Raw genomic sequence first — 16,494 nt, 5'->3', positions numbered from 1 at the left:
GTCACCGGCCCTGCTCCCGCTCGCGCGCCAGCTCCAGGGCGACGTCGATGATCATGTCCTCCTGGCCGCCGACGAGTCCGAGCTCACCGCAGCGGCGCAGGATGTCGGGGACGGGGACCTTGTAGCGCTCGCCCGCGTGCTCGGCGTGGAGCAGGAAGCTGGAGTAGACGCCCGCCCAGCCCTGGGTGATGGCGTTGCGGTCCATCTTGGGCCAGCGGTGCAGGTAGGGGCGCACGACGTCCTCGGCGGCGTCGAGCAGCGCGGTGACGTCGAGACCGGTCCGGATGCCCATCCGGTCGAACACGGCGGCGATCACCTCGGTGGGGGAGTTGCCGGAGCCGGCGCCGAGCGCGCAGAGCGAGCCGTCGATCTCCTTGACCCCGACCTCGGCGGCGATCACGGAGTTCGCCACGCCGAGGGAGAGGTTCTGGTGGCCGTGGTAGCCGACCCAGGCCTCGTCGCCGACCTCGGCGAGCAGCGCTTCGAAGCGGGCGCGGGCGTCGTGCATGAGCAGGGCACCGGCCGAGTCGGTGACGTACGGGCACTGGCAGCCGGCGTCGACCATGATCCGGGCCTGCTTCGCGAGGTCCTCCGGTGAGGTGCGGTGGGCCATCATGAGGAACCCGACGGTCTCCATGCCCAGGTCGCGGGCCACCCCGAAGTGCTGCGGGCTGACGTCGGCCTCGGTGCAGTGGGTGGCGACGCGCACGATCTCGGCGCCGGCGTCGTGGGCGCGGCGCAGATCGTCGACGGTGCCGATGCCGGGGACGAGCAGCACCGCGATCCGGGCCTGGGTGGCCTCCTCGCGGGCCGCGGCGATCAGCTTCAGCTCGTCGGTGTGGGAGAAGCCGTAGTTGAAGCTCGACCCGCCCAGCCCGTCGCCGTGGGTCACCTCGATGACCTCGACCCCGGCCCGGTCCAGTGCACGGACGGTGTCGCGCACCTGCTCCTCGGTGAACTGGTGGGCCTGGGCGTGGCTGCCGTCGCGCAGCGTCGTGTCGGTGATCCGGACGTCGTGCCGGATCCCGGGCCGTGCTCCCGCGCGCTCGCTCATGCCGCTGCCTCCGTCATCTCCGCCGCGACCAGCTCGCCGACCTGTGCCGCGGCGGCCGTCATGATGTCGAGGTTGCCTGCGTACTCCGGCAGGAAGTCGCCGTTGCCCTTGACCTCGAGGAACACCGCCACGCGCCCTCGTCCACCCCACTTGTCGGTGGGTGGGTCGAACTGCGGCTCGGCGCGCAGGGTGTAGCCGGGCACGTACTGCTGGACGCGCTCGACCATCCGGTGCACCGACGCCGCGACGGCGTCGTGGTCGGCCTCGGGCGGCAGCGAGCAGAACACCGTGTCGCGCATGATCATCGGTGGCTCGACGGGGTTCAGGATGATGATCGCCTTGCCCCGCGCGGCGCCCCCGACCTCCTCGACGGCCCTCGCCGTGGTCTCGGTGAACTCGTCGATGTTGGCGCGCGTGCCCGGGCCGGCCGAGCGCGAGGCCGCCGACGCGACGATCTCGGCGTAGTCCACCGTCGCCACCTGCGAGACCGCGGCGACGATCGGGATCGTCGCCTGCCCGCCGCAGGTGATCATGTTGACGTTCGGGGCGTCGAGGTGGTGGGGCATGTTGACCGCCGGGCACACCATCGGCCCGAGGTGCGCCGGCGTCAGGTCGATCGCCCGGATGCCGGCCTCGGCGTAGCGGGGCGCGTTCGCCGCGTGGGCCTTGGCGGAGGTGGCCTCGAAGACGATGCGGGGCAGCGGGTCCTGGCGCAGGAGCCAGTCGACGCCCTCGGACGAGGCGGGCACGCCCATCGCCCGGGCCCGCTCCAGCCCCTCGGACTCGACGACGCCGACCATCGCGGTGACCTCGATGCGCGCACTGCGCGCGAGCTTGGCCAGGAGGTCGGTGCCGATGTTGCCCGGGCCGACGATCGCGGCGGGGACCTTCGCGGGCGCACTCATGGAAGCACTGTGGCACCGCTCAGCGCCGCGGTGGAACCACCGCGTTCCGCTGTGTGGGACCGGCGGTGGGACCGGTGATCGGGCTGCGTCGTGGCGCGGGCACCGCGACCGACCTCGCCCCGGGCGTGCACACCGTGAGCCGTGCGCGGCCCGCGGCGGCGACCACGTCCTCCACGGTGCGGCCCAGCACGGCGCGGGTGAACAGACGGGTCGGGCCGGCCACCGAGAGCCCGCCGAGCGGGCGGGCGTCACCGTCGACGACCGCGGCGGCCACCGACGTCCGCCCCGCCTGGAACGACGAGGAGACGAGGTAGCCGGCCCCCCGGGCGGCCGCGAGCTCGTCGGCGAGCAGCGCCCGGTCCGGCGGGTCCACGCCCTCGTCGCGGCACAGTCGCGCGATCCGCTCGTCGACCTCCGCGGGCTCGAGCCGCGCCAGCGCCGCCTTGCCGCAGCCGCCCCGCCAGGCCGGCGCCCGCAGGCCGACGCGGTTGTCCATCGTCGCCCGGCCCATCGAGTCGGGCGCGGCCTCCCGGTGCAGGTAGACGACCCAGCCGCCGACGAGCTGCCCGACGTGGACCTCCTGGCCGGCGTGGCGCAACAGCCCGCTCAGGGCGCCCTCGACGGCGGCGACGAGCCCGGTGCGCTCGATGATCTGGCCGGCGAGGCCCACGAGCAGCGGGCCCAGCCGCCAGCCGCGGCCGGGCACCGTCTCGAGCAGCCCTTCGGTCGCGAGCGTCGTGGCGAGGACGTGCACCGTCGAGCGGGGGATGCCGGTGCGGGCGGCCAGCGCGCGGGTGGAGAGCACGTCCACCCCCGGGTCGAAGGCGCGCAGCAGGGCGGCCGCCTTGCCGACCGCGGACACCATCGGCCGAGTTTCCGCAGCGCAGTCAGCCATGTCCAGTCCTCACCGTGTCCAGCCCTGCGGGACACGAGCCTGGGTCCACCTCGCCCGCCCGCCCTAGCGTCCGCCGGCATGGCCCGCGTCTTCCAGGTCCCGGCCGGCAGCAGCCGGTCCGGTGCGCGGCGCGCGGCGGGGACGCCTGCCGCTCCGGCTCCGGCGCCGGCGCCCAGGCCGGGCGAGCAGAAGGCCGGCATCGTCGCGGGCTACCTCGCGCCCCACCCGCCGCACCTCGTGTACGCGGAGAACCCGCCGCAGAACGAGCCCCGCTCGACGGGCGGCTGGGAGGTGCTGCGCTGGGGCTACGAGGAGCTGCGCCGACGGCTGCGCGCCCACCGCCCCGACGTGCTCGTGGTGCACGCGCCGCACTGGATCACGATGGTCGGCCACCACGTCAACTGCGTGCCGAACCCGCGCGGGATCTCCGTCGAGCCGATCTTCCCGCACCTGTTCCGGTACCACTACGACTTCCGCACCGACGTCGACCTCGCCGAGGCGATCGTCGAGGAGGGCGAGCGCGCGGGCCTCGTGACCAGCGCGTTGCGTGAGGACGGCGTCCGCGTCGACTACGCGACGATCGGCGCGCTGCACCTGGCGAACCCCGACTGGGACCTGCCGGTCGTGTCGCTCTCGGCCAACAACAACCCGTACTACTACTCCGACGCCTCGCTCGCCGAGATGGAGACGCTGGGCGTCGCGACCCGCCGCGCGATCGAGCGCACCGGCCGACGCGCGGTGCTGCTGGGGTCGAACTCGCTGTCGCACCTGCACTGGGACACCGAGCCGGAGCTCCCCGAGGACATGAGCGCGGAGCGACCGTTCAACCATGCGCAGTACGCGGGCGACATGGAGCTCCTGCAGACGATCCGCGAGGGCCCGACGTCACGGCTCAAGGACGCCGTCCCGAAGCACATCGAGGCGACGGCGTCGGAGACCAAGGCCGGCAGCCTCACCTGGCTGCTCGCCGCGATGGGCTGGCCCGACGTCGCTGGCGACGTCCTGGCCTACGGCACGGTGATCGCGACCGGCAACGCCGTCGTGGAGTGGGTCCCGTGACGCCGGCCGCCCTCGTCCCCGCCATGCCCCACCTGCTGGCCGGCGACCCCGCCCCGAGCTGGGCCGAGCTGGCGACGGCCACCCGGACGGTCGGCGACCGCCTGCGCGCCGCCGGCGTCGACACCGTGCTGCTGCTCTCGACGCAGTGGTTCACCGTGCTCGGGCACCAGGTGCAGTGCGACGCCCGGCTGCGCGGCCGGCGGACCGACGAGAACTGGTACCGCTACGACTACGGGCACCTCGACCACGATCTCGCGATCGACACCGACCTCGCCCACCGCTGGGCCGACGAGATCGACGCCGCCGGCATGCAGGCCCGTCGCACGCTCTACGAGGGCTTCCCCGTCGACACCGGCACGATCGTCGCGACGAAGCTGCTGGACCCGCACGGACACGGCCGCCGGGAGACGGAGCGCAGCGGAGCTCGACCCTTCGAGTACGCGCTGGTCTCGTGCAACCTCTACGCCGAGCCCTCGGCGATGGCCGCGGTCGCGGCGGCCGGGGTGCGGGCGGCGCGGGACCTGGGCCGGACGCTCGGCGTCGTCGCCGTGAGCGGGCTGTCCTCCGGGCTCACGGGCCGCTGGATCACCCCGGCCGAGGACCGCGTCTCCGACGCCCACGACCGCTGGAACCGCAAGGTCCTCGACGCCATTCGGGCCGGTGACCGCGACGAGGTCCTCGCCATGAGCCCGCAGTACGCCGCCGCGGCGCAGGCCGACAGCCAGTTCCGCGCGTTCGCGTTCCTCGACGGTGCCGGGGTGGTCGACGGCCCGGGCGAGGTCCTGGCCTACGGCCCGGTGTGGGGCACGGGAGCGGCGGTCGTGTGGTGGGGATCCGACTCGGACTAGGGAGAACTGGTGGCCAGAGCAGTGGGGTTCATCGAGGCCGAGGGGTTCGTGCCCGTCTTCGACGCGGTCGACGCCATGGTCAAGGCGACCGAGGTCGAGGTCCGCGGGGCCGTGCGCCTCGGCGGCGGGCTGGTGGCCGTGGCCGTCACCGGCGACCTCGCGACGGTCGAGGAGGCCGTCGAGGTCGGCGAGGAGGTCGCCCGCGCGGTCTCCGGGCGCGCCGTGAAGTCGATCGTCTTCGCGAGCCCGTGCCTGCCGGTGCAGGCGCTCGCGGGCGACATGGCGATGGTGGGGAGCTGATCGTGGCCGAACGGGGAAGCGGTGCCATCGGGATCCTCGAGACGCGCGGCGTGGTGGCGCTCGCGGCGGGGATCGAGGCGATGATGAAGACCGCCGACGTCGAGACCGTGACCGTCGACCGGGTGTCGAGCGGTTACCTCGCGGTCGCCGTCCGTGGCTCGCTCGCCGCGGTGCGCCAGGCCGTGAACGCCGGGTCCGCCGCCGTCGAGCAGTACGGCGAGCTGCGCGCGGCCCAGGTGTACCCGAAGCCTCACGGGGTCTCGGTCGGGCTGCTGGAGAACGGGAGCGCCGACCGGCTCACGCGGGCGATCGAGTCCTCATGATCCTCGGGGAGGTCGTCGGACGGGTCTGGTCCGAGCGTTCGGTGGACGGGCTCGGCGGTGTGCGCATGGTGCTCGTGCGCGAGCCGGAGTCCGGGGAGCGGCGGGTCGCTGTCGACCTGCTCGACGCCGGGACGGGCTCGACGGTGCTGGTCGCCACCGACGAGGCCGCCGCCGCCGTGACGGGGCGCAGCTGTGTGGACGCGGCCGTGATCGCGCTCGTCGCCGGCTGGGACGAGCCGTGAGCCCCTCGTGGATCGTCGGGCTCGACGACCCCGCCGCCGCGGACGCCGCCCTGGTCGGCGGGAAGGGCGCCGGGCTGCGGCGCCTGGTGGCCCTGGACGCGCGCGTGCCGACGGGCTTCGTCGTGTCGACCGCCGCGTTCGCCGCGGCGATGGAGGGTGCCGAGGACCTCGAGGCCTCGCTGCGCGACGTGGGTCCGGACACCCCGCTCGACGTCCTCGAGCAGGCCGCCGGCCGGGCGCGGGCGGCCCTGCTCGGCGCGTCGCGGTCCGGGCTCGTGCTCGAGGCCGTGCGCGAGGCGTACACCGCGCTCGTCGGCCCGGACACCCGCGTCGCGGTGCGGTCCTCGGCCGTCGGCGAGGACGCGGCGGGCGCGTCGTTCGCCGGCGAGCACGACACCTACCTGGAGATCCGGGGCCCCGGCGCCGTCGCCGACGCGGTGGCGCGCTGCTGGGCGAGCCTCTACACCGCGCGGGCGGTCTCCTACCGGCAGCGGGCGGGCGGGGACGCGGGCGCCATGGCCGTCGTCGTCCAGGAGATGGTGACCGCGCGCGCGGCCGGCGTGTTCATGACGCTGAACCCCGCCAACGGCGACCGCTCGACCGTCGTCTGCGAGGCCGTCTGGGGGCTCGGCGAGCCGCTCGTCTCCGGCGAGGTGACCCCCGACCGCTTCGTCCTCGACAAGATCAGCGGGGAGATCCTGCGCCGGGAGATCGCCGTCAAGCCGACGCGGATGACGCGCACCGACGAGCGGCCCGGCACGGTCGTCGCCGAGGTCCCGCCCGAGGACCGCGACCGTCCCTGCCTCGACGACGCCGAGCTCGCCGAGCTGCTCGCCGTCGCGCGGCGCGTCGAACGCGACGCCGGGACGCCCCAGGACGGCGAGTTCGCCGTCGCCGACCCGGGCGGTCCGTCGCGCATCCACCTGCTCCAGACCCGACCCGAGACGGTGTGGAGCGCCCGCGCGCCCCGCTCGGCGACCGGCGCGACGGGCGCCGGATCGGCGCTGTCCGCGGTCCTCGCCACCCTCACCCGCACCACCCGGCAGGAAGGCTCCGACCATGGCGGCTGACCGTTTCCCCAGCCCGTTCGAGGTCCCGACGCCGGACGGCGCCGAGGGCTGGGAGTCGATGTACGACTGGTACCACCTCTTCGGCCCGGAGCGCCGCGAGCTCGACGAGCAGCGGTTCTGGTTCGCCGACCGCCTGCACCACCCCGACGTCCTGCACCCGTACGACGAGATCCAGTGCGAGTGCTGGTGGCAGGCGCTCGGGGCCTTCAACACGCGCGTCTTCGCGATGCCGCCGGCGTTCGGCGTCGACCAGCGCATCGTCAACGGGCGCCTCTACGTCACCCCGGTGCCGGCGCCGCCGGAGGACATCGCGGCGCGCGCCGAGGAGTTCGGGAAGCGCGCCGGGCACTACTACGAGCGCTGGGACGCGATCTACGACGAGTGGCGCACCAAGGTCATGGCGAAGCTGGAGGAGATCCGCGCGCTGCGGTTCGACCCGCTGCCCGACCTCGAGCCCGAGGAGACCGTCTACCAGCACACGGGGCACTCCGCGGGGTTCCGCATGATCCGCGACTTCGACCGGCTCGTGCTCACGATGTACGAGACGTACCAGTACCACTTCGAGCTGCTCAACATCGGCTACGCGGCCTACCTGACGTTCTTCGGGATGTGCCGCGCGGCGTTCCCCGACATCTCCGACCAGTCGATCTCGCGGATGGTCGGCGGCCTCCGGGTGGATCTCTATCGGCCCGACGACGAGCTCAAGCGGCTCGCGAAGGAGGCCGTGCGTCTCGGGCTGGCCGAGCGCATCACTGCCACGGAGGACGCGGCGTCGCTGTTCGCCGATCTGCGCTCCGACGCGGCGGGCGCCGAGTGGGTGGCCGACTGGGAGCGCACGGCCGACCCGTGGTTCCTCATCAACACCGACCCCGGCCACCCCGGCGGGTACCACACCTATCCGACCTGGGCCGACGACCCGAACATCCCGCTGGCCTCGGTGCGCGAGTACCTGCGCCGGCTCGCCGACGGGACGACGATCGACCGGCCGACGGACGAGGTTCTCGCCGAGCGCGACCGGATCACCGCGGGCTACCGCGAGCTGCTCCCCGAGGCCGAGCGCGCGACCTTCGACGACACCCTCGCGCTGGCGCGGCAGGTGTTCGTCTACATCGAGGAGCACGTGCTCTACATCGAGCACTGGATGTGGGCGACGTTCTGGGCGAAGTCCCACGAGCTCTCACGGGCCCTGGCCGCGATGGGCGAGTTCGACGAGCCCGAGGACATGTTCTTCCTGCGCCGCTACGAGGTCGCCGAGGCGATCTACGACTGCGTCGCCGGCTGGTCGGTCGGCTCGCGGCCCCGTGGCGCGGACTACTGGCGCCCGATCATCGCCCGGCGCCGCGAGATCTACACGGCGCTGCGGGCGTGGGAACCGCCGCCGGCGCTGGGCCCGCCGCCGACGACGATCGACGAGCCGTTCACGGTGATGCTCTGGGGGATCACGACGTCGACGGTGGCGGAGTGGCTGCGCTCCGACTCCGAGGAGGGCGTGCTGCGGGGGACCGCGGGGTCGCCCGGCGTCGTCGAGGGCCCGGTCCGCGTCGTCACCCACCCGTCGGAGCTGCCGTCGATCGAGCCCGGGGACATCCTCGTCTGCCCGGCGACGTCGCCGTCCTGGGCGCCGGTGTTCGGTCGCGTCGCGGCGACGGTCTCCGACGTCGGCGGGATCATGAGCCACACGGCGATCGTCTGCCGCGAGTACGGGCTGCCGGCCGTCGTCGGCACCGGGAACGCCGTCTCGACCCTGCGCACGGGGCAGCGGGTGCGGGTGGACGGGAGCGCCGGAGTGGTGACGGTGCTGGAGCCGGTGTGACCTCCTGCGCGCCACCGCCGGGGGACCGGCCGGGCCCGCCCACGCCCGTCGACGCCGTGCGGGCGCGCCGTCGCCAGGCGCTGCGCCGGACGCGGGGGGCGAACGGGACGCTGCTGCTGGACATGGGCGGCGTCGTGATCCCCACGCTGTTCGAGTCGACGGCGGTGCCCGGGTTCCCGGCCGGCCCGATCGGGGTCGACGCCGAGTACCGCGCCGTCGAGCGGGGGGAGCTCCAGGAGCGTGACTACTGGGCGAAGCTCGCCGCGCGCCGCCCGGACATCGACATCGGGGCGTTGTGGCGGGACTGCTCCTACGTGCGGGCCGAGGTGCTGCGCCTGATCGCGCGGGTGGCCGGGCGCGTGCGGGTCGTCGCCTTCACCAACGACATGGCGCACTGGTTCGGCGACGACTGGCCGCGGCGGTTCCCCGCGGTCGCCGAGTTCGACGGCGTGCTCGAAGCGGCGAAGCTCGGGGTGCTCAAGCCCGACCCCGAGGCGTTCCGGGCGGCCGCGGCGGCGCTCGGGGAGGACCCGCGCCGCTGCCTGTTCGTCGACGACCTCGCCGCCAACCTCGACGGCGCCCGCCGGGCCGGGATGGCCGCCGAGCTGTTCGAGGTGACCGACCCGGCAGGATCGACGGTCCGGGTCGCGAGGGCGCTCGGGCTGCCGGCGGACGAGCCGGTGCGTCGGAGGGTGTGGTCGCCGTGAGCACTCCGGAGGAACGACTCGGCGAGCTGGGGCTGGCCCTGCCGCCCCTGCGCCGCCCCGCGGGGCGCTACCGCGGCTGGACGATGGCCGGGGACACGCTGCACCTCGCGGGTCAGGGCGCCGACGGTCACGTCGGGCGCCTCGGCGCGGACCTCGGGGTCGCCGAGGGCTACGCCGCGGCCCGGGGGTGCGCGCTGAACCTGTTGGCCCAGGCGCGCGACGCGCTGGGCTCGCTCGACCGTGTCGCCCAGGTCCTCGTCCTGCGCGGCTACGTCACGTGCACCGAGGACTTCACCGACCAGCCGGGGGTCGTCGACGGGGCGTCCGACCTGCTCGCCGAGGTGTTCGGGGCGCGCGGGGAGCACGCGCGCACCGCGATCGGCGTGCGGGCGCTACCGCGGGGGTTCGCGGTCGAGCTGGACGCGATGGTCCGTGTCCGCTGAGCGTGTGGCCTACGGGGACGACCCGTCGCAGTTCGTCGAGGTCAGCCGGGGCTCGGGTACCGGGACCGTGGTGCTGCTGCACGGCGGCTTCTGGCGGGCGCGGGTCGGGCTGGACCACATCGCGCCGGTCGCGGCGGACCTGCACGCCCGCGGGCACACGGTATGGAACGTCGAGTACCGGCGCGTCGGGCAGGCGCCGTGGCCCGCGACGCTGGACGACGTCGCGGCGGCGGTGGGCCCTGTCGAGGCGCCGTGCGTCGTCGTCGGCCACTCCGCGGGCGGGCACCTGGCGGCGTGGGTGGCGTCCCGGGTCCCGGTGGCGGGCGTGGTGTCGCTGGCGGGGGTGCTGACGCTGGCCGACGCCGCGCGCGACGAGGTCGGCGGCACGGCCGTGCCCGACCTCGTGGGCGGGATGCCCGACGAGGTGCCCGAGCGCTACGCCGAGGCCGACCCGTCGGCGCACCTGCCGCTCGGCGTACCCGTGCGCGCCGTGCACGCCCCCGACGACGACCGCGTGCCGATCGAGATCAGCCGCCGCTACGTCGCGGCCGCCCGCGCGGCCGGCGACGACGCGGTGTTCGTGGAGGTCCCGGGCGACCACTTCACCCTCGTCGACCCGACCCACCCGACGTGGCCCGTCGTGCTCGGGCACATCACCGCTCTCCTGGGCTGAGTGCAAGCCCTGCGTCCTTGCTTGCACTCAACGCCAGTGAATCCACGTCGATCATGATCTAGGCGTAGGGGTAGCCCCGGCCCGCGTAGTCGAAGCCGCCGAGCTCGAGGCGGGTGTGGTCGGGCGCCTGGGGCGAGGCGTAGTAGGCGCGGATCTCGGTGATGAGGCCGTCGTCGTCGAACTCGTACCACTCGGCACCGCGCAGGATCACCCCGAGCGAGCCCTTGTGGTGGGTCCACTCGCAGACGGCCTGGCGGCGGGGCTCGTCGACGACGATCGCGTCGACGGTCCACGACGACCCCCGCTCGCGCACCGCGGTGGCCCAGCGCTGCGCGATCACACGAGCGCCCTTCCACGGCCCGTCGTACATGTCCGGCGGGAAGTAGTGGCGCGCGTTGCCCGAGAGGAAGCCGGCGATCCCGTCGGCGTCGCCGGCCGTGCAGGCGTCCATGTAGCCCCGCACCGTGGCCTCCAGCGCCGCCGCCGTGGTGCCGCCGACCGAACCTGCTGCTGCGCTCACCGCGCTCCTTCCGTGGACCCGTGTGGGGCGAGAATGCGGATTTCCTGACGTTGAGTGCAAGCGTGGCCCCCACGCTTGCACCAGGATGCCCGCGTGGCGGCGAGCGGGCGGGTGCGGCAGGACGAGGTCTACCGGGGCGGCATCGCGGGGCGGCGGCCCGCGGTGCCGACCGCGTTCCCGGCGCTGGAGCGCCGCGCGCGGTGGGCGATGTCGCGGCGCGCGTACGCCTACGTCGCGGGCGGCGCCGGCAGCGAGGAGACCGTCCGCGCCAACCGCGCCGCGTTCGGGCGTCTGCGCGTCGTGCCGCGGATGCTGCGCGGGGTGGGGGAGCGCGACACCTCCGTGGAGCTGTTCGGCCAGCGCCTCGCGCACCCGCTGCTGCTGGCCCCGATCGGGGCGCTCGATCTCGTGCACCGCCGGGCCGATCTGGCCGTCGCCGAGGGGGCCGCGGAGGCGGGCGTCCCGATGATCGTCTCGAACCAGGCGGGCTTCCCGATGGAGGAGATCGGGCCGCGCGCCCGGACCGGGGCGGGCTGGTGGTTCCAGCTCTACTGGTCGACGTCCGACGACCTCGTCGACAGCTTCCTCGCCCGCGCCGAGACCGCCGGGGCGGGCGCCGTCGTGGTCACCCTCGACACGACGGTGCTCGGCTGGCGCCCGCGCGACCTGGACCTCGGGCACCTGCCGTTCGCCCGCGGCCTGGGCATCGCGCAGTACACGTCGGACCCGGTGTTCGCGCGCCTCGCGCGGGAGACCGCCGCGGGCCCACGGCGCGCGTCGCCCCGCCCGACCCCGGCCGCGGTGCGCACGCTGGTGGAGATCAGCCGCCACCATCCCGGGCGCTTCGCCGACAACCTGCGCTCGCCGCTGCCGCGCGCCGCGGTGGAGACGTTCCTGCGGGTCTACTCGCGCCCGACGCTGGGCTGGGACGACATCGCGACGCTGCGCTCCCGCACGCGCCTGCCGATCGTGCTCAAGGGCGTCCTGCACCCCGACGACGCCCGTCGCGCGCTCGACGCCGGCGTCGACGGGGTGCTCGTGAGCAACCACGGCGGGCGCCAGGTCGACGGATCCGTGGCGAGCCTCGACGCCCTGCCCGGCGTCGTCGAGGCCGTCGACGGGCGCGCGCCGGTGCTGCTCGATTCGGGGGTGCGCAGCGGTTCCGACGTCGCCCGCGCGCTCGCCCTCGGCGCGACGGCGGTGTGCCTCGGGCGCCCGTTCGCCTACGGCCTCGCGCTGGCCGGGGCGGCGGGGGTCGCGCAGGTGACCCGCGACGTGCTCGCCGAGCTCGACCTCACGCTCGCGCTCGCCGGCGCGCGGACCCCGGCGGATCTCGAGCTCGCCCCGTTCGCCACCACGGAACCCGGGGTGCCGACGCCGAGGTGATCGCGACAGGGTGGAGCCCATGAGTCGGGTGCTGCTGATCCGTCACGGCGAGACCCACGGTTACTTCGACGACGTCGGGCTCACCGACCACGGCGAGGCGCAGGCGCGGGCCAAGGGCAAGGAGCTCGCGGCCGTCCTGCCCGCGGGCGCGCGGGTGACGATGCCGCACGCGCCGACCGCACGCGGCACGGCGACGGCGGTGACGCTGCGCGAGGTGCTGCTCGCCGAACTGGGCCCGGGCTCCGACGTCTCCGTCGGCGAGCTGGTGCCCGACGCCCGCTTCGACAGCCTCCAGTTCCTCTACGGGGGCGAGGCGCGGGAGTCGTCCGGGGTCGCGAAGCACCGGCTCGGGCTCGAGGGCGAGCTCCCCGACTGGGCCCGCGCCTTCGATCGCTTCGACACCGACTTCGGCGCGGGCTCCAAGCTCGGTGGACCGATCGACCGCTGGATGGTCTCGACGGACCTGCACTTCGAGCCGCCCCAGGTGATCGCCTACCGCGCCTGGGCGGGGATCCGCGCGCAGGAACCGGGCACCGTGGCGCTCGCCAGCTCGCACTCGGCGCTGCTGCGGGCGTTCGCCAGCGCGGCCCTGGGCCACGACGTCGGCGAGCCGCGCAACCTCGAGCACGTGGACGTCGAGGTCCACGGGGACCGCGCGACCGTCACCTACCGCGACGAGCAGGCCGAGGTCGACGTCCCGGCCGAGGTCCCGCCCTGGCTGGACCCGGCCTACCTCGACCGGGGGGAGCGCGCCGCGCACCGCTGGTGAGGGTCGGATCCGGCCATGAGGTGCGGGCTCGCGACCCGAGCGTGACGTTTCGGCGCCCCCCGGCGCGCCTATGCCCGGGAGTCCGGATCCCTCGTCCTCGGGAGCACTTGTCATGTCCGTCGCCGACACCCTCGCCCGCTGGCGGGCCCGTCTGACCGGGGAGCGCGGACCCGTCGGGCCGTCCCGGGTCTCCGATCCCTCGGAGTCCGACGCCGGCCACGACCCGCGCACCGCGTCCTCCCGGGTCGCCGGCGGCGAGCACACCGAGCACCAGGGTGATCAGGGCGCTGTCACGGGCACGGGCGAGACCGACGAGTTCGTCGGGCGCGCCGCGGGCCGCGATCTCGGGTACGCGGGCGAGACGGGCGCCGAGGCCCGTCGCGACGCCGAGCGGGGCCGGCGATGAGCGCCGACCAGGACGACCGGGGCACCCGGTCCCGCGTCGCCGACGCCGTGCGGCCGGACCACGGCGTCCTCTGGGTGCACCGTGTCGGCGCGGTCGTCGTCGCCGTCATCATCGCGACGATCGGCGTGCTGGGCTTCGTCGGCGGCCTCGGCTTCTTCGACACCGAGGGCGCGACGATGCCCGGCGGGCTGTCCACCAACGGGGCGCTCTCCACCGTCTCCGTCGTCACGGCCGTGATCCTGTTGGCCGCCGCCGTGCGCGGTGGCAAGCTCGCGTCGACGGTGATGATCGTGATCGGGGCGCTGTTCCTGGTCTCCGCGTTCGGCAACCTCGCGCTGATCGGGACCCCGTACAACCTGCTGGCGTTCCGCCTCCCCAACGTCTTCTTCTCGATCGGCGCGGGGCTCGTGCTGCTCCTGCTCGGGGCCTACGGCCGCATCTCGTCGAAGCTGCCGCCGGACAACCCCTACCGCCGGGAGCGCGGGGAGGACGACGACGAGCCCGAGGACGCCCACCGGCAGTCGTACCCGGCCTCGCCCGCCCAGGCCGCGGCCGACGCCGCGATGGCCGCGGCCGCGCGCGCGATCGCGCAGGGGACCGCCGACGACGAGCAGCGCCGTCGCATGAGGGCCGCCGACGAGGCCCGCAACCACGAGGACCGGCGGGCGATCTGGATGGCGTTCGACGGCCGGGACCCCGACGGGGTCGACCGCCAGGGGTCGGGCGAGTCCTCGCACGGCTCCGCCATGGCCTGAGAGCCCACGCCACCCTGCCCGGACGGACGGGCGGGTGCCGTGACGCTGGCCCCGCCGCCGGGCGACTGATAGACGTGGACGCATGAGCGTGACTGCGTCCCGGGCCGAGGCTGCGACGGCCGACTCCGCCGTCCGGATCGAGGTCGACGGGCCGACGGCCGTGCTGACGCTCGACAACCCGAAGCGCCGCAACGCCCTGTCGGTCGCCACCATGCGCGAGCTGCTGGCCGCGATCACCGACGTCTCCGGCCGCGACGGCGTGCGCGTCATCGTCCTGCGCGCGGAGGGACCGGCCTTCTCCGCCGGTCACGACCTCTCCGAGATGATCGACCGGACGCTTGAGGAGGAGCGCGAGGTCTTCGCCGTCTGCACCGACCTCATGAACGCGGTGCACGCCGTGCCCCAGCCCGTGATCGCCGCCGTGCAGGGCGTCGCGGTCGCCGCCGGGTGCCAGCTCGTGGCCACGTGCGACCTCGCCGTCGCCGCCGAGAACGCCGTCTTCGGCACACCCGGTGTGAAGATCGGGCTGTTCTGCTCGACGCCGATGGTGGCGGTCACCCGCGCGATGGGGCGCAAGCGGGCGATGCAGCTGCTGCTCACCGGCGAGGTCATCGACGCCGCCACGGCCGCCGAGTGGGGCCTGGTGAACCAGGTCGTCGCTCCCGGCGAGCTCGACGGGGCGGTCGCCCGGCTGGCGGCGAAGGTCGCCGACGCCAGCGCGGTCACCCTGCGCATCGGGAAGGAGGCGTTCTACCGGCAGGTCGACCTGCCCGAGGACGCCGCCTACGAGCAGATGCGCGAGACGATGGCGACCAACGCCATGACCTGCGACGCGCAGGAGGGCATGTCCGCCTTCCTGGCGAAGCGGGACCCGGTCTGGCAGCACCACGACTGACCGGTCCCCGTCGGACCCGATCCCGAGGCAAAGGAGCTTCATCCCATGGCCTTCCCCGGCCTGCAGCACGTCGCGATCACCGTCTCCGACCTCGACGCCAGCACCCAGTGGTACTCCCGGCTCTTCGGCGCCGACCCGGTGCTCGACGAGGACGAGGAGGGCGGCGAGTTCCACCACGTCGTCTACGCCCTCGACGGCGGCCTGCTCTTCGGCCTGCACACGCACATGGGCCGGGAGGCCAAGGACCGCGCCGACGAGCGCCGGACCGGCCTCGACCACATCAGCTTCGGCCTGTCGAGCACCGCCGAGCTCGAGAAGTGGCGCGACCGGCTCGACGAGCTGGGCATCCAGCACGGTGGGATCAAGAAGGCGCACTACGGCTCGGGCGTCTCGTTCCGCGACCCCGACAACATCGCCCTCGAGTTCTTCATCGCGCCCGGCACCTGAGTCCCGCCGCGCGCCTCAGAACGAACGAACGGCGCTTTCGCTGCTACGCAAGCAGCGAGAGCGCCGTTCGTTCGTCCGGGGCCGGCGAGGATCAGCTCGCCGCGAGCTCCTCGCGGCGGACGCGGGCCGAGGCGCGCCGGATCAGCCGGACGCCGACGAGGATCATCGGCGCGGAGCTGACGAACATCCCGACCACGATCGCGCCGGGCACCGGCACGAAGAAGCCGGCGAAGCCGACGACCGGCGCGGCCAGCAGCCACCAGCTGACGACGCCCGCGCGGGCCAGGGCGGCGATGACCAGCGGGATGCCGACGAAGCCGACGAACTGGCCGCTGAGCTGCCAGGTGGTCACCCACGGGTCGGCCCAGACGCCCTCGGTCAGCGTGGCGGCCGCCTCGAGCGGCATCGCCCGGGCGACGGCGCCGGTGAACCAGTCGGAGAGCAGCAGGCCCGAGAGCTGGATCGCCGAGAACGACGTGAGGATCGCGGCGACCGGCACGACCACCCGCCCGCGGCGCCCGCGGACCAGCCCGATGGTCGCCAGGACGCCGAGCGCGAACGCCACCCAGGAGTAGTGCAGGAGCCCTGCGGACAGCGCGGTCAGCGACGGGTCGGCGCCGAGGCTCGCGACGTAGTCCGCCGTCGAGTCCGATGCCTGGGGTGGAGACGTCGCGACCCCGGCGGTGAACAACAGCGGGAACGCGACCAGGGCGAGGCCGGCCGCGATGCGGGTGAAGGCCGGGGCGCCGACCGGCTCGGTGGCGGTGGTGTCCGAGGTGGTGAGGACGGCAGTGGGGTCGGTCGTGAGGCTCATGGTGGCTCCCTGGTGATGACTGGCGGTCTCGTGGCTCTCATCGAGCGATACGAGAACCGTAGGAAGCCGCTTACGATCACGGATCGTGTCCACGGTCCGTGATGATCCTCCGCCGGTCCACCCGGGGTCCTCCCGCAGGAGGACCCGCGACGGGGCCGGGCGGCCTAGTG

The 16,494-nt window shown here is 74.4% G+C and carries 21 protein-coding genes; 16 read left to right on the top strand and 5 right to left on the bottom strand.

Annotated features, from left to right (window positions below; all coding sequences use genetic code 11):
• Position 1: 1 nt before the first annotated feature.
• From dmpG to PH189_RS02265, 3 genes are read right to left on the bottom strand one after another with little or no spacing between them, the layout of a single operon-like run.
• Positions 2-1,054 carry a 4-hydroxy-2-oxovalerate aldolase gene (gene dmpG / locus PH189_RS02275; RefSeq protein WP_274187112.1) on the bottom strand — a complete coding sequence of 351 codons (1,053 nt, stop codon included), beginning with the start codon at positions 1,052-1,054 and terminating at the stop codon, positions 2-4.
• Entirely contained in the window at positions 1,051-1,959 is a 909-nt protein-coding gene (locus PH189_RS02270; RefSeq protein WP_274187111.1) for an acetaldehyde dehydrogenase (acetylating), read from the bottom strand. The genes dmpG and PH189_RS02270 overlap by 4 nt, the downstream gene beginning before the upstream one ends.
• A 19-nt stretch (positions 1,960-1,978) precedes the next feature.
• Positions 1,979-2,824, bottom strand: a complete 846-nt coding sequence (locus PH189_RS02265) for an IclR family transcriptional regulator (RefSeq protein ID WP_274187110.1) — start codon at positions 2,822-2,824, stop codon at positions 1,979-1,981.
• 108 nt (positions 2,825-2,932) lie between these two features.
• Here PH189_RS02265 and PH189_RS02260 point away from each other — a divergent pair, with 108 nt between their 5' ends.
• The 10 genes from PH189_RS02260 to PH189_RS02215 are packed head-to-tail and all read left to right on the top strand — an operon-like array spanning position 2,933 to position 10,332.
• Entirely contained in the window at positions 2,933-3,913 is a 981-nt protein-coding gene (locus PH189_RS02260; protein WP_274187109.1) for a DODA-type extradiol aromatic ring-opening family dioxygenase, read from the top strand.
• Entirely contained in the window at positions 3,910-4,761 is an 852-nt protein-coding gene (locus PH189_RS02255) for a DODA-type extradiol aromatic ring-opening family dioxygenase (protein ID WP_274187108.1), read from the top strand. Before PH189_RS02260 ends, PH189_RS02255 begins: the two co-directional genes overlap by 4 nt.
• Before the next feature lie 9 nt (positions 4,762-4,770).
• Positions 4,771-5,061, top strand: a complete 291-nt coding sequence (locus PH189_RS02250) for a BMC domain-containing protein (protein ID WP_274187107.1) — start codon at positions 4,771-4,773, stop codon at positions 5,059-5,061.
• 2 nt (positions 5,062-5,063) lie between these two features.
• Positions 5,064-5,384: a BMC domain-containing protein gene (locus PH189_RS02245; protein WP_274187106.1), complete on the top strand. Its 321-nt coding sequence runs from the start codon at positions 5,064-5,066 to the stop codon at positions 5,382-5,384.
• The gene (locus PH189_RS02240; protein ID WP_274187105.1) at positions 5,381-5,626 is read left to right on the top strand and encodes a EutN/CcmL family microcompartment protein; all 246 of its coding nucleotides are present in this window, start codon (positions 5,381-5,383) and stop codon (positions 5,624-5,626) included. The genes PH189_RS02245 and PH189_RS02240 overlap by 4 nt, the downstream gene beginning before the upstream one ends.
• Positions 5,623-6,696 (top strand): PEP/pyruvate-binding domain-containing protein, encoded by a 1,074-nt coding sequence (locus PH189_RS02235; protein WP_274187104.1) that lies wholly within the window; start codon positions 5,623-5,625, stop codon positions 6,694-6,696. The genes PH189_RS02240 and PH189_RS02235 overlap by 4 nt, the downstream gene beginning before the upstream one ends.
• On the top strand, positions 6,686-8,509 hold the full coding sequence (locus PH189_RS02230) for a PEP-utilizing enzyme (RefSeq protein WP_274187103.1): 1,824 nt from the start codon (positions 6,686-6,688) through the stop codon (positions 8,507-8,509). Before PH189_RS02235 ends, PH189_RS02230 begins: the two co-directional genes overlap by 11 nt.
• Complete coding sequence (locus PH189_RS02225) at positions 8,506-9,216, top strand: HAD-IA family hydrolase (protein WP_274187102.1); 711 nt, start codon at positions 8,506-8,508, stop codon at positions 9,214-9,216. The genes PH189_RS02230 and PH189_RS02225 overlap by 4 nt, the downstream gene beginning before the upstream one ends.
• Positions 9,213-9,659: a RidA family protein gene (locus PH189_RS02220; protein ID WP_274187101.1), complete on the top strand. Its 447-nt coding sequence runs from the start codon at positions 9,213-9,215 to the stop codon at positions 9,657-9,659. Before PH189_RS02225 ends, PH189_RS02220 begins: the two co-directional genes overlap by 4 nt.
• The gene (locus PH189_RS02215; protein ID WP_274187100.1) at positions 9,649-10,332 is read left to right on the top strand and encodes an alpha/beta hydrolase; all 684 of its coding nucleotides are present in this window, start codon (positions 9,649-9,651) and stop codon (positions 10,330-10,332) included. Before PH189_RS02220 ends, PH189_RS02215 begins: the two co-directional genes overlap by 11 nt.
• A gap of 58 nt (positions 10,333-10,390) precedes the next feature.
• Here the strand turns inward: PH189_RS02215 and PH189_RS02210 are convergent, their stop codons facing one another.
• The gene (locus tag PH189_RS02210; protein ID WP_274187099.1) at positions 10,391-10,852 is read right to left on the bottom strand and encodes a nuclear transport factor 2 family protein; all 462 of its coding nucleotides are present in this window, start codon (positions 10,850-10,852) and stop codon (positions 10,391-10,393) included.
• A 93-nt stretch (positions 10,853-10,945) separates the two neighbouring features.
• Here PH189_RS02210 and PH189_RS02205 point away from each other — a divergent pair, with 93 nt between their 5' ends.
• The 6 genes from PH189_RS02205 (at position 10,946) to PH189_RS02180 (ending at position 15,510) form a co-directional block, all read left to right on the top strand.
• Positions 10,946-12,238 (top strand): alpha-hydroxy-acid oxidizing protein, encoded by a 1,293-nt coding sequence (locus PH189_RS02205; RefSeq protein ID WP_274187098.1) that lies wholly within the window; start codon positions 10,946-10,948, stop codon positions 12,236-12,238.
• 19 nt (positions 12,239-12,257) lie between these two features.
• Positions 12,258-13,007, top strand: coding sequence for a histidine phosphatase family protein (locus PH189_RS02200; RefSeq protein WP_274187097.1), 750 nt, complete (start codon positions 12,258-12,260; stop codon positions 13,005-13,007).
• A 112-nt stretch (positions 13,008-13,119) separates the two neighbouring features.
• A complete protein-coding gene (locus PH189_RS02195) occupies positions 13,120-13,413 on the top strand; it encodes a hypothetical protein (protein ID WP_274187096.1) in 294 nt (97 codons plus the stop codon).
• Positions 13,410-14,168 carry a DUF4383 domain-containing protein gene (locus PH189_RS02190; RefSeq protein WP_274187095.1) on the top strand — a complete coding sequence of 253 codons (759 nt, stop codon included), beginning with the start codon at positions 13,410-13,412 and terminating at the stop codon, positions 14,166-14,168. Before PH189_RS02195 ends, PH189_RS02190 begins: the two co-directional genes overlap by 4 nt.
• An 82-nt stretch (positions 14,169-14,250) precedes the next feature.
• Positions 14,251-15,063 (top strand): enoyl-CoA hydratase, encoded by an 813-nt coding sequence (locus PH189_RS02185; protein ID WP_274187094.1) that lies wholly within the window; start codon positions 14,251-14,253, stop codon positions 15,061-15,063.
• Positions 15,064-15,108: 45 nt separating this feature from the next.
• On the top strand, positions 15,109-15,510 hold the full coding sequence (locus PH189_RS02180; RefSeq protein ID WP_274187093.1) for a VOC family protein: 402 nt from the start codon (positions 15,109-15,111) through the stop codon (positions 15,508-15,510).
• Positions 15,511-15,601: 91 nt separating this feature from the next.
• Here the strand turns inward: PH189_RS02180 and PH189_RS02175 are convergent, their stop codons facing one another.
• Positions 15,602-16,324, bottom strand: coding sequence for a hypothetical protein (locus PH189_RS02175; protein ID WP_274187092.1), 723 nt, complete (start codon positions 16,322-16,324; stop codon positions 15,602-15,604).
• Positions 16,325-16,494: the final 170 nt, after the last annotated feature.

The organism is Actinomycetospora chibensis (assembly GCF_028737215.1).
In the GTDB taxonomy this organism is placed as follows: Bacteria; Actinomycetota; Actinomycetes; order Mycobacteriales; family Pseudonocardiaceae; genus Actinomycetospora; species Actinomycetospora chibensis.
The sequence above is the reverse complement of the archived record's forward strand: the minus strand, read 5'-3'. Positions and strand labels throughout refer to the sequence as shown.

Bases quoted from the DNA above. Each gene is read 5' to 3' on its own strand.
- dmpG (WP_274187112.1), bottom strand. From the start codon at position 1,054: ATGAGCGAGCGCGCGGGAGCACGGCCCGGGATCCGGCACGACGTCCGG.
- PH189_RS02190 (WP_274187095.1), top strand. From the start codon at position 13,410: ATGAGCGCCGACCAGGACGACCGGGGCACCCGGTCCCGCGTCGCCGAC.
- PH189_RS02175 (WP_274187092.1), bottom strand. From the start codon at position 16,324: ATGAGCCTCACGACCGACCCCACTGCCGTCCTCACCACCTCGGACACC.
- PH189_RS02240 (WP_274187105.1), top strand. From the start codon at position 5,381: ATGATCCTCGGGGAGGTCGTCGGACGGGTCTGGTCCGAGCGTTCGGTG.
- PH189_RS02265 (WP_274187110.1), bottom strand. From the start codon at position 2,824: ATGGTGTCCGCGGTCGGCAAGGCGGCCGCCCTGCTGCGCGCCTTCGAC.
- PH189_RS02200 (WP_274187097.1), top strand. From the start codon at position 12,258: ATGAGTCGGGTGCTGCTGATCCGTCACGGCGAGACCCACGGTTACTTC.
- PH189_RS02230 (WP_274187103.1), top strand. From the start codon at position 6,686: ATGGCGGCTGACCGTTTCCCCAGCCCGTTCGAGGTCCCGACGCCGGAC.
- PH189_RS02180 (WP_274187093.1), top strand. From the start codon at position 15,109: ATGGCCTTCCCCGGCCTGCAGCACGTCGCGATCACCGTCTCCGACCTC.
- PH189_RS02195 (WP_274187096.1), top strand. From the start codon at position 13,120: ATGTCCGTCGCCGACACCCTCGCCCGCTGGCGGGCCCGTCTGACCGGG.
- PH189_RS02185 (WP_274187094.1), top strand. From the start codon at position 14,251: ATGAGCGTGACTGCGTCCCGGGCCGAGGCTGCGACGGCCGACTCCGCC.
- PH189_RS02260 (WP_274187109.1), top strand. From the start codon at position 2,933: ATGGCCCGCGTCTTCCAGGTCCCGGCCGGCAGCAGCCGGTCCGGTGCG.
- PH189_RS02270 (WP_274187111.1), bottom strand. From the start codon at position 1,959: ATGAGTGCGCCCGCGAAGGTCCCCGCCGCGATCGTCGGCCCGGGCAAC.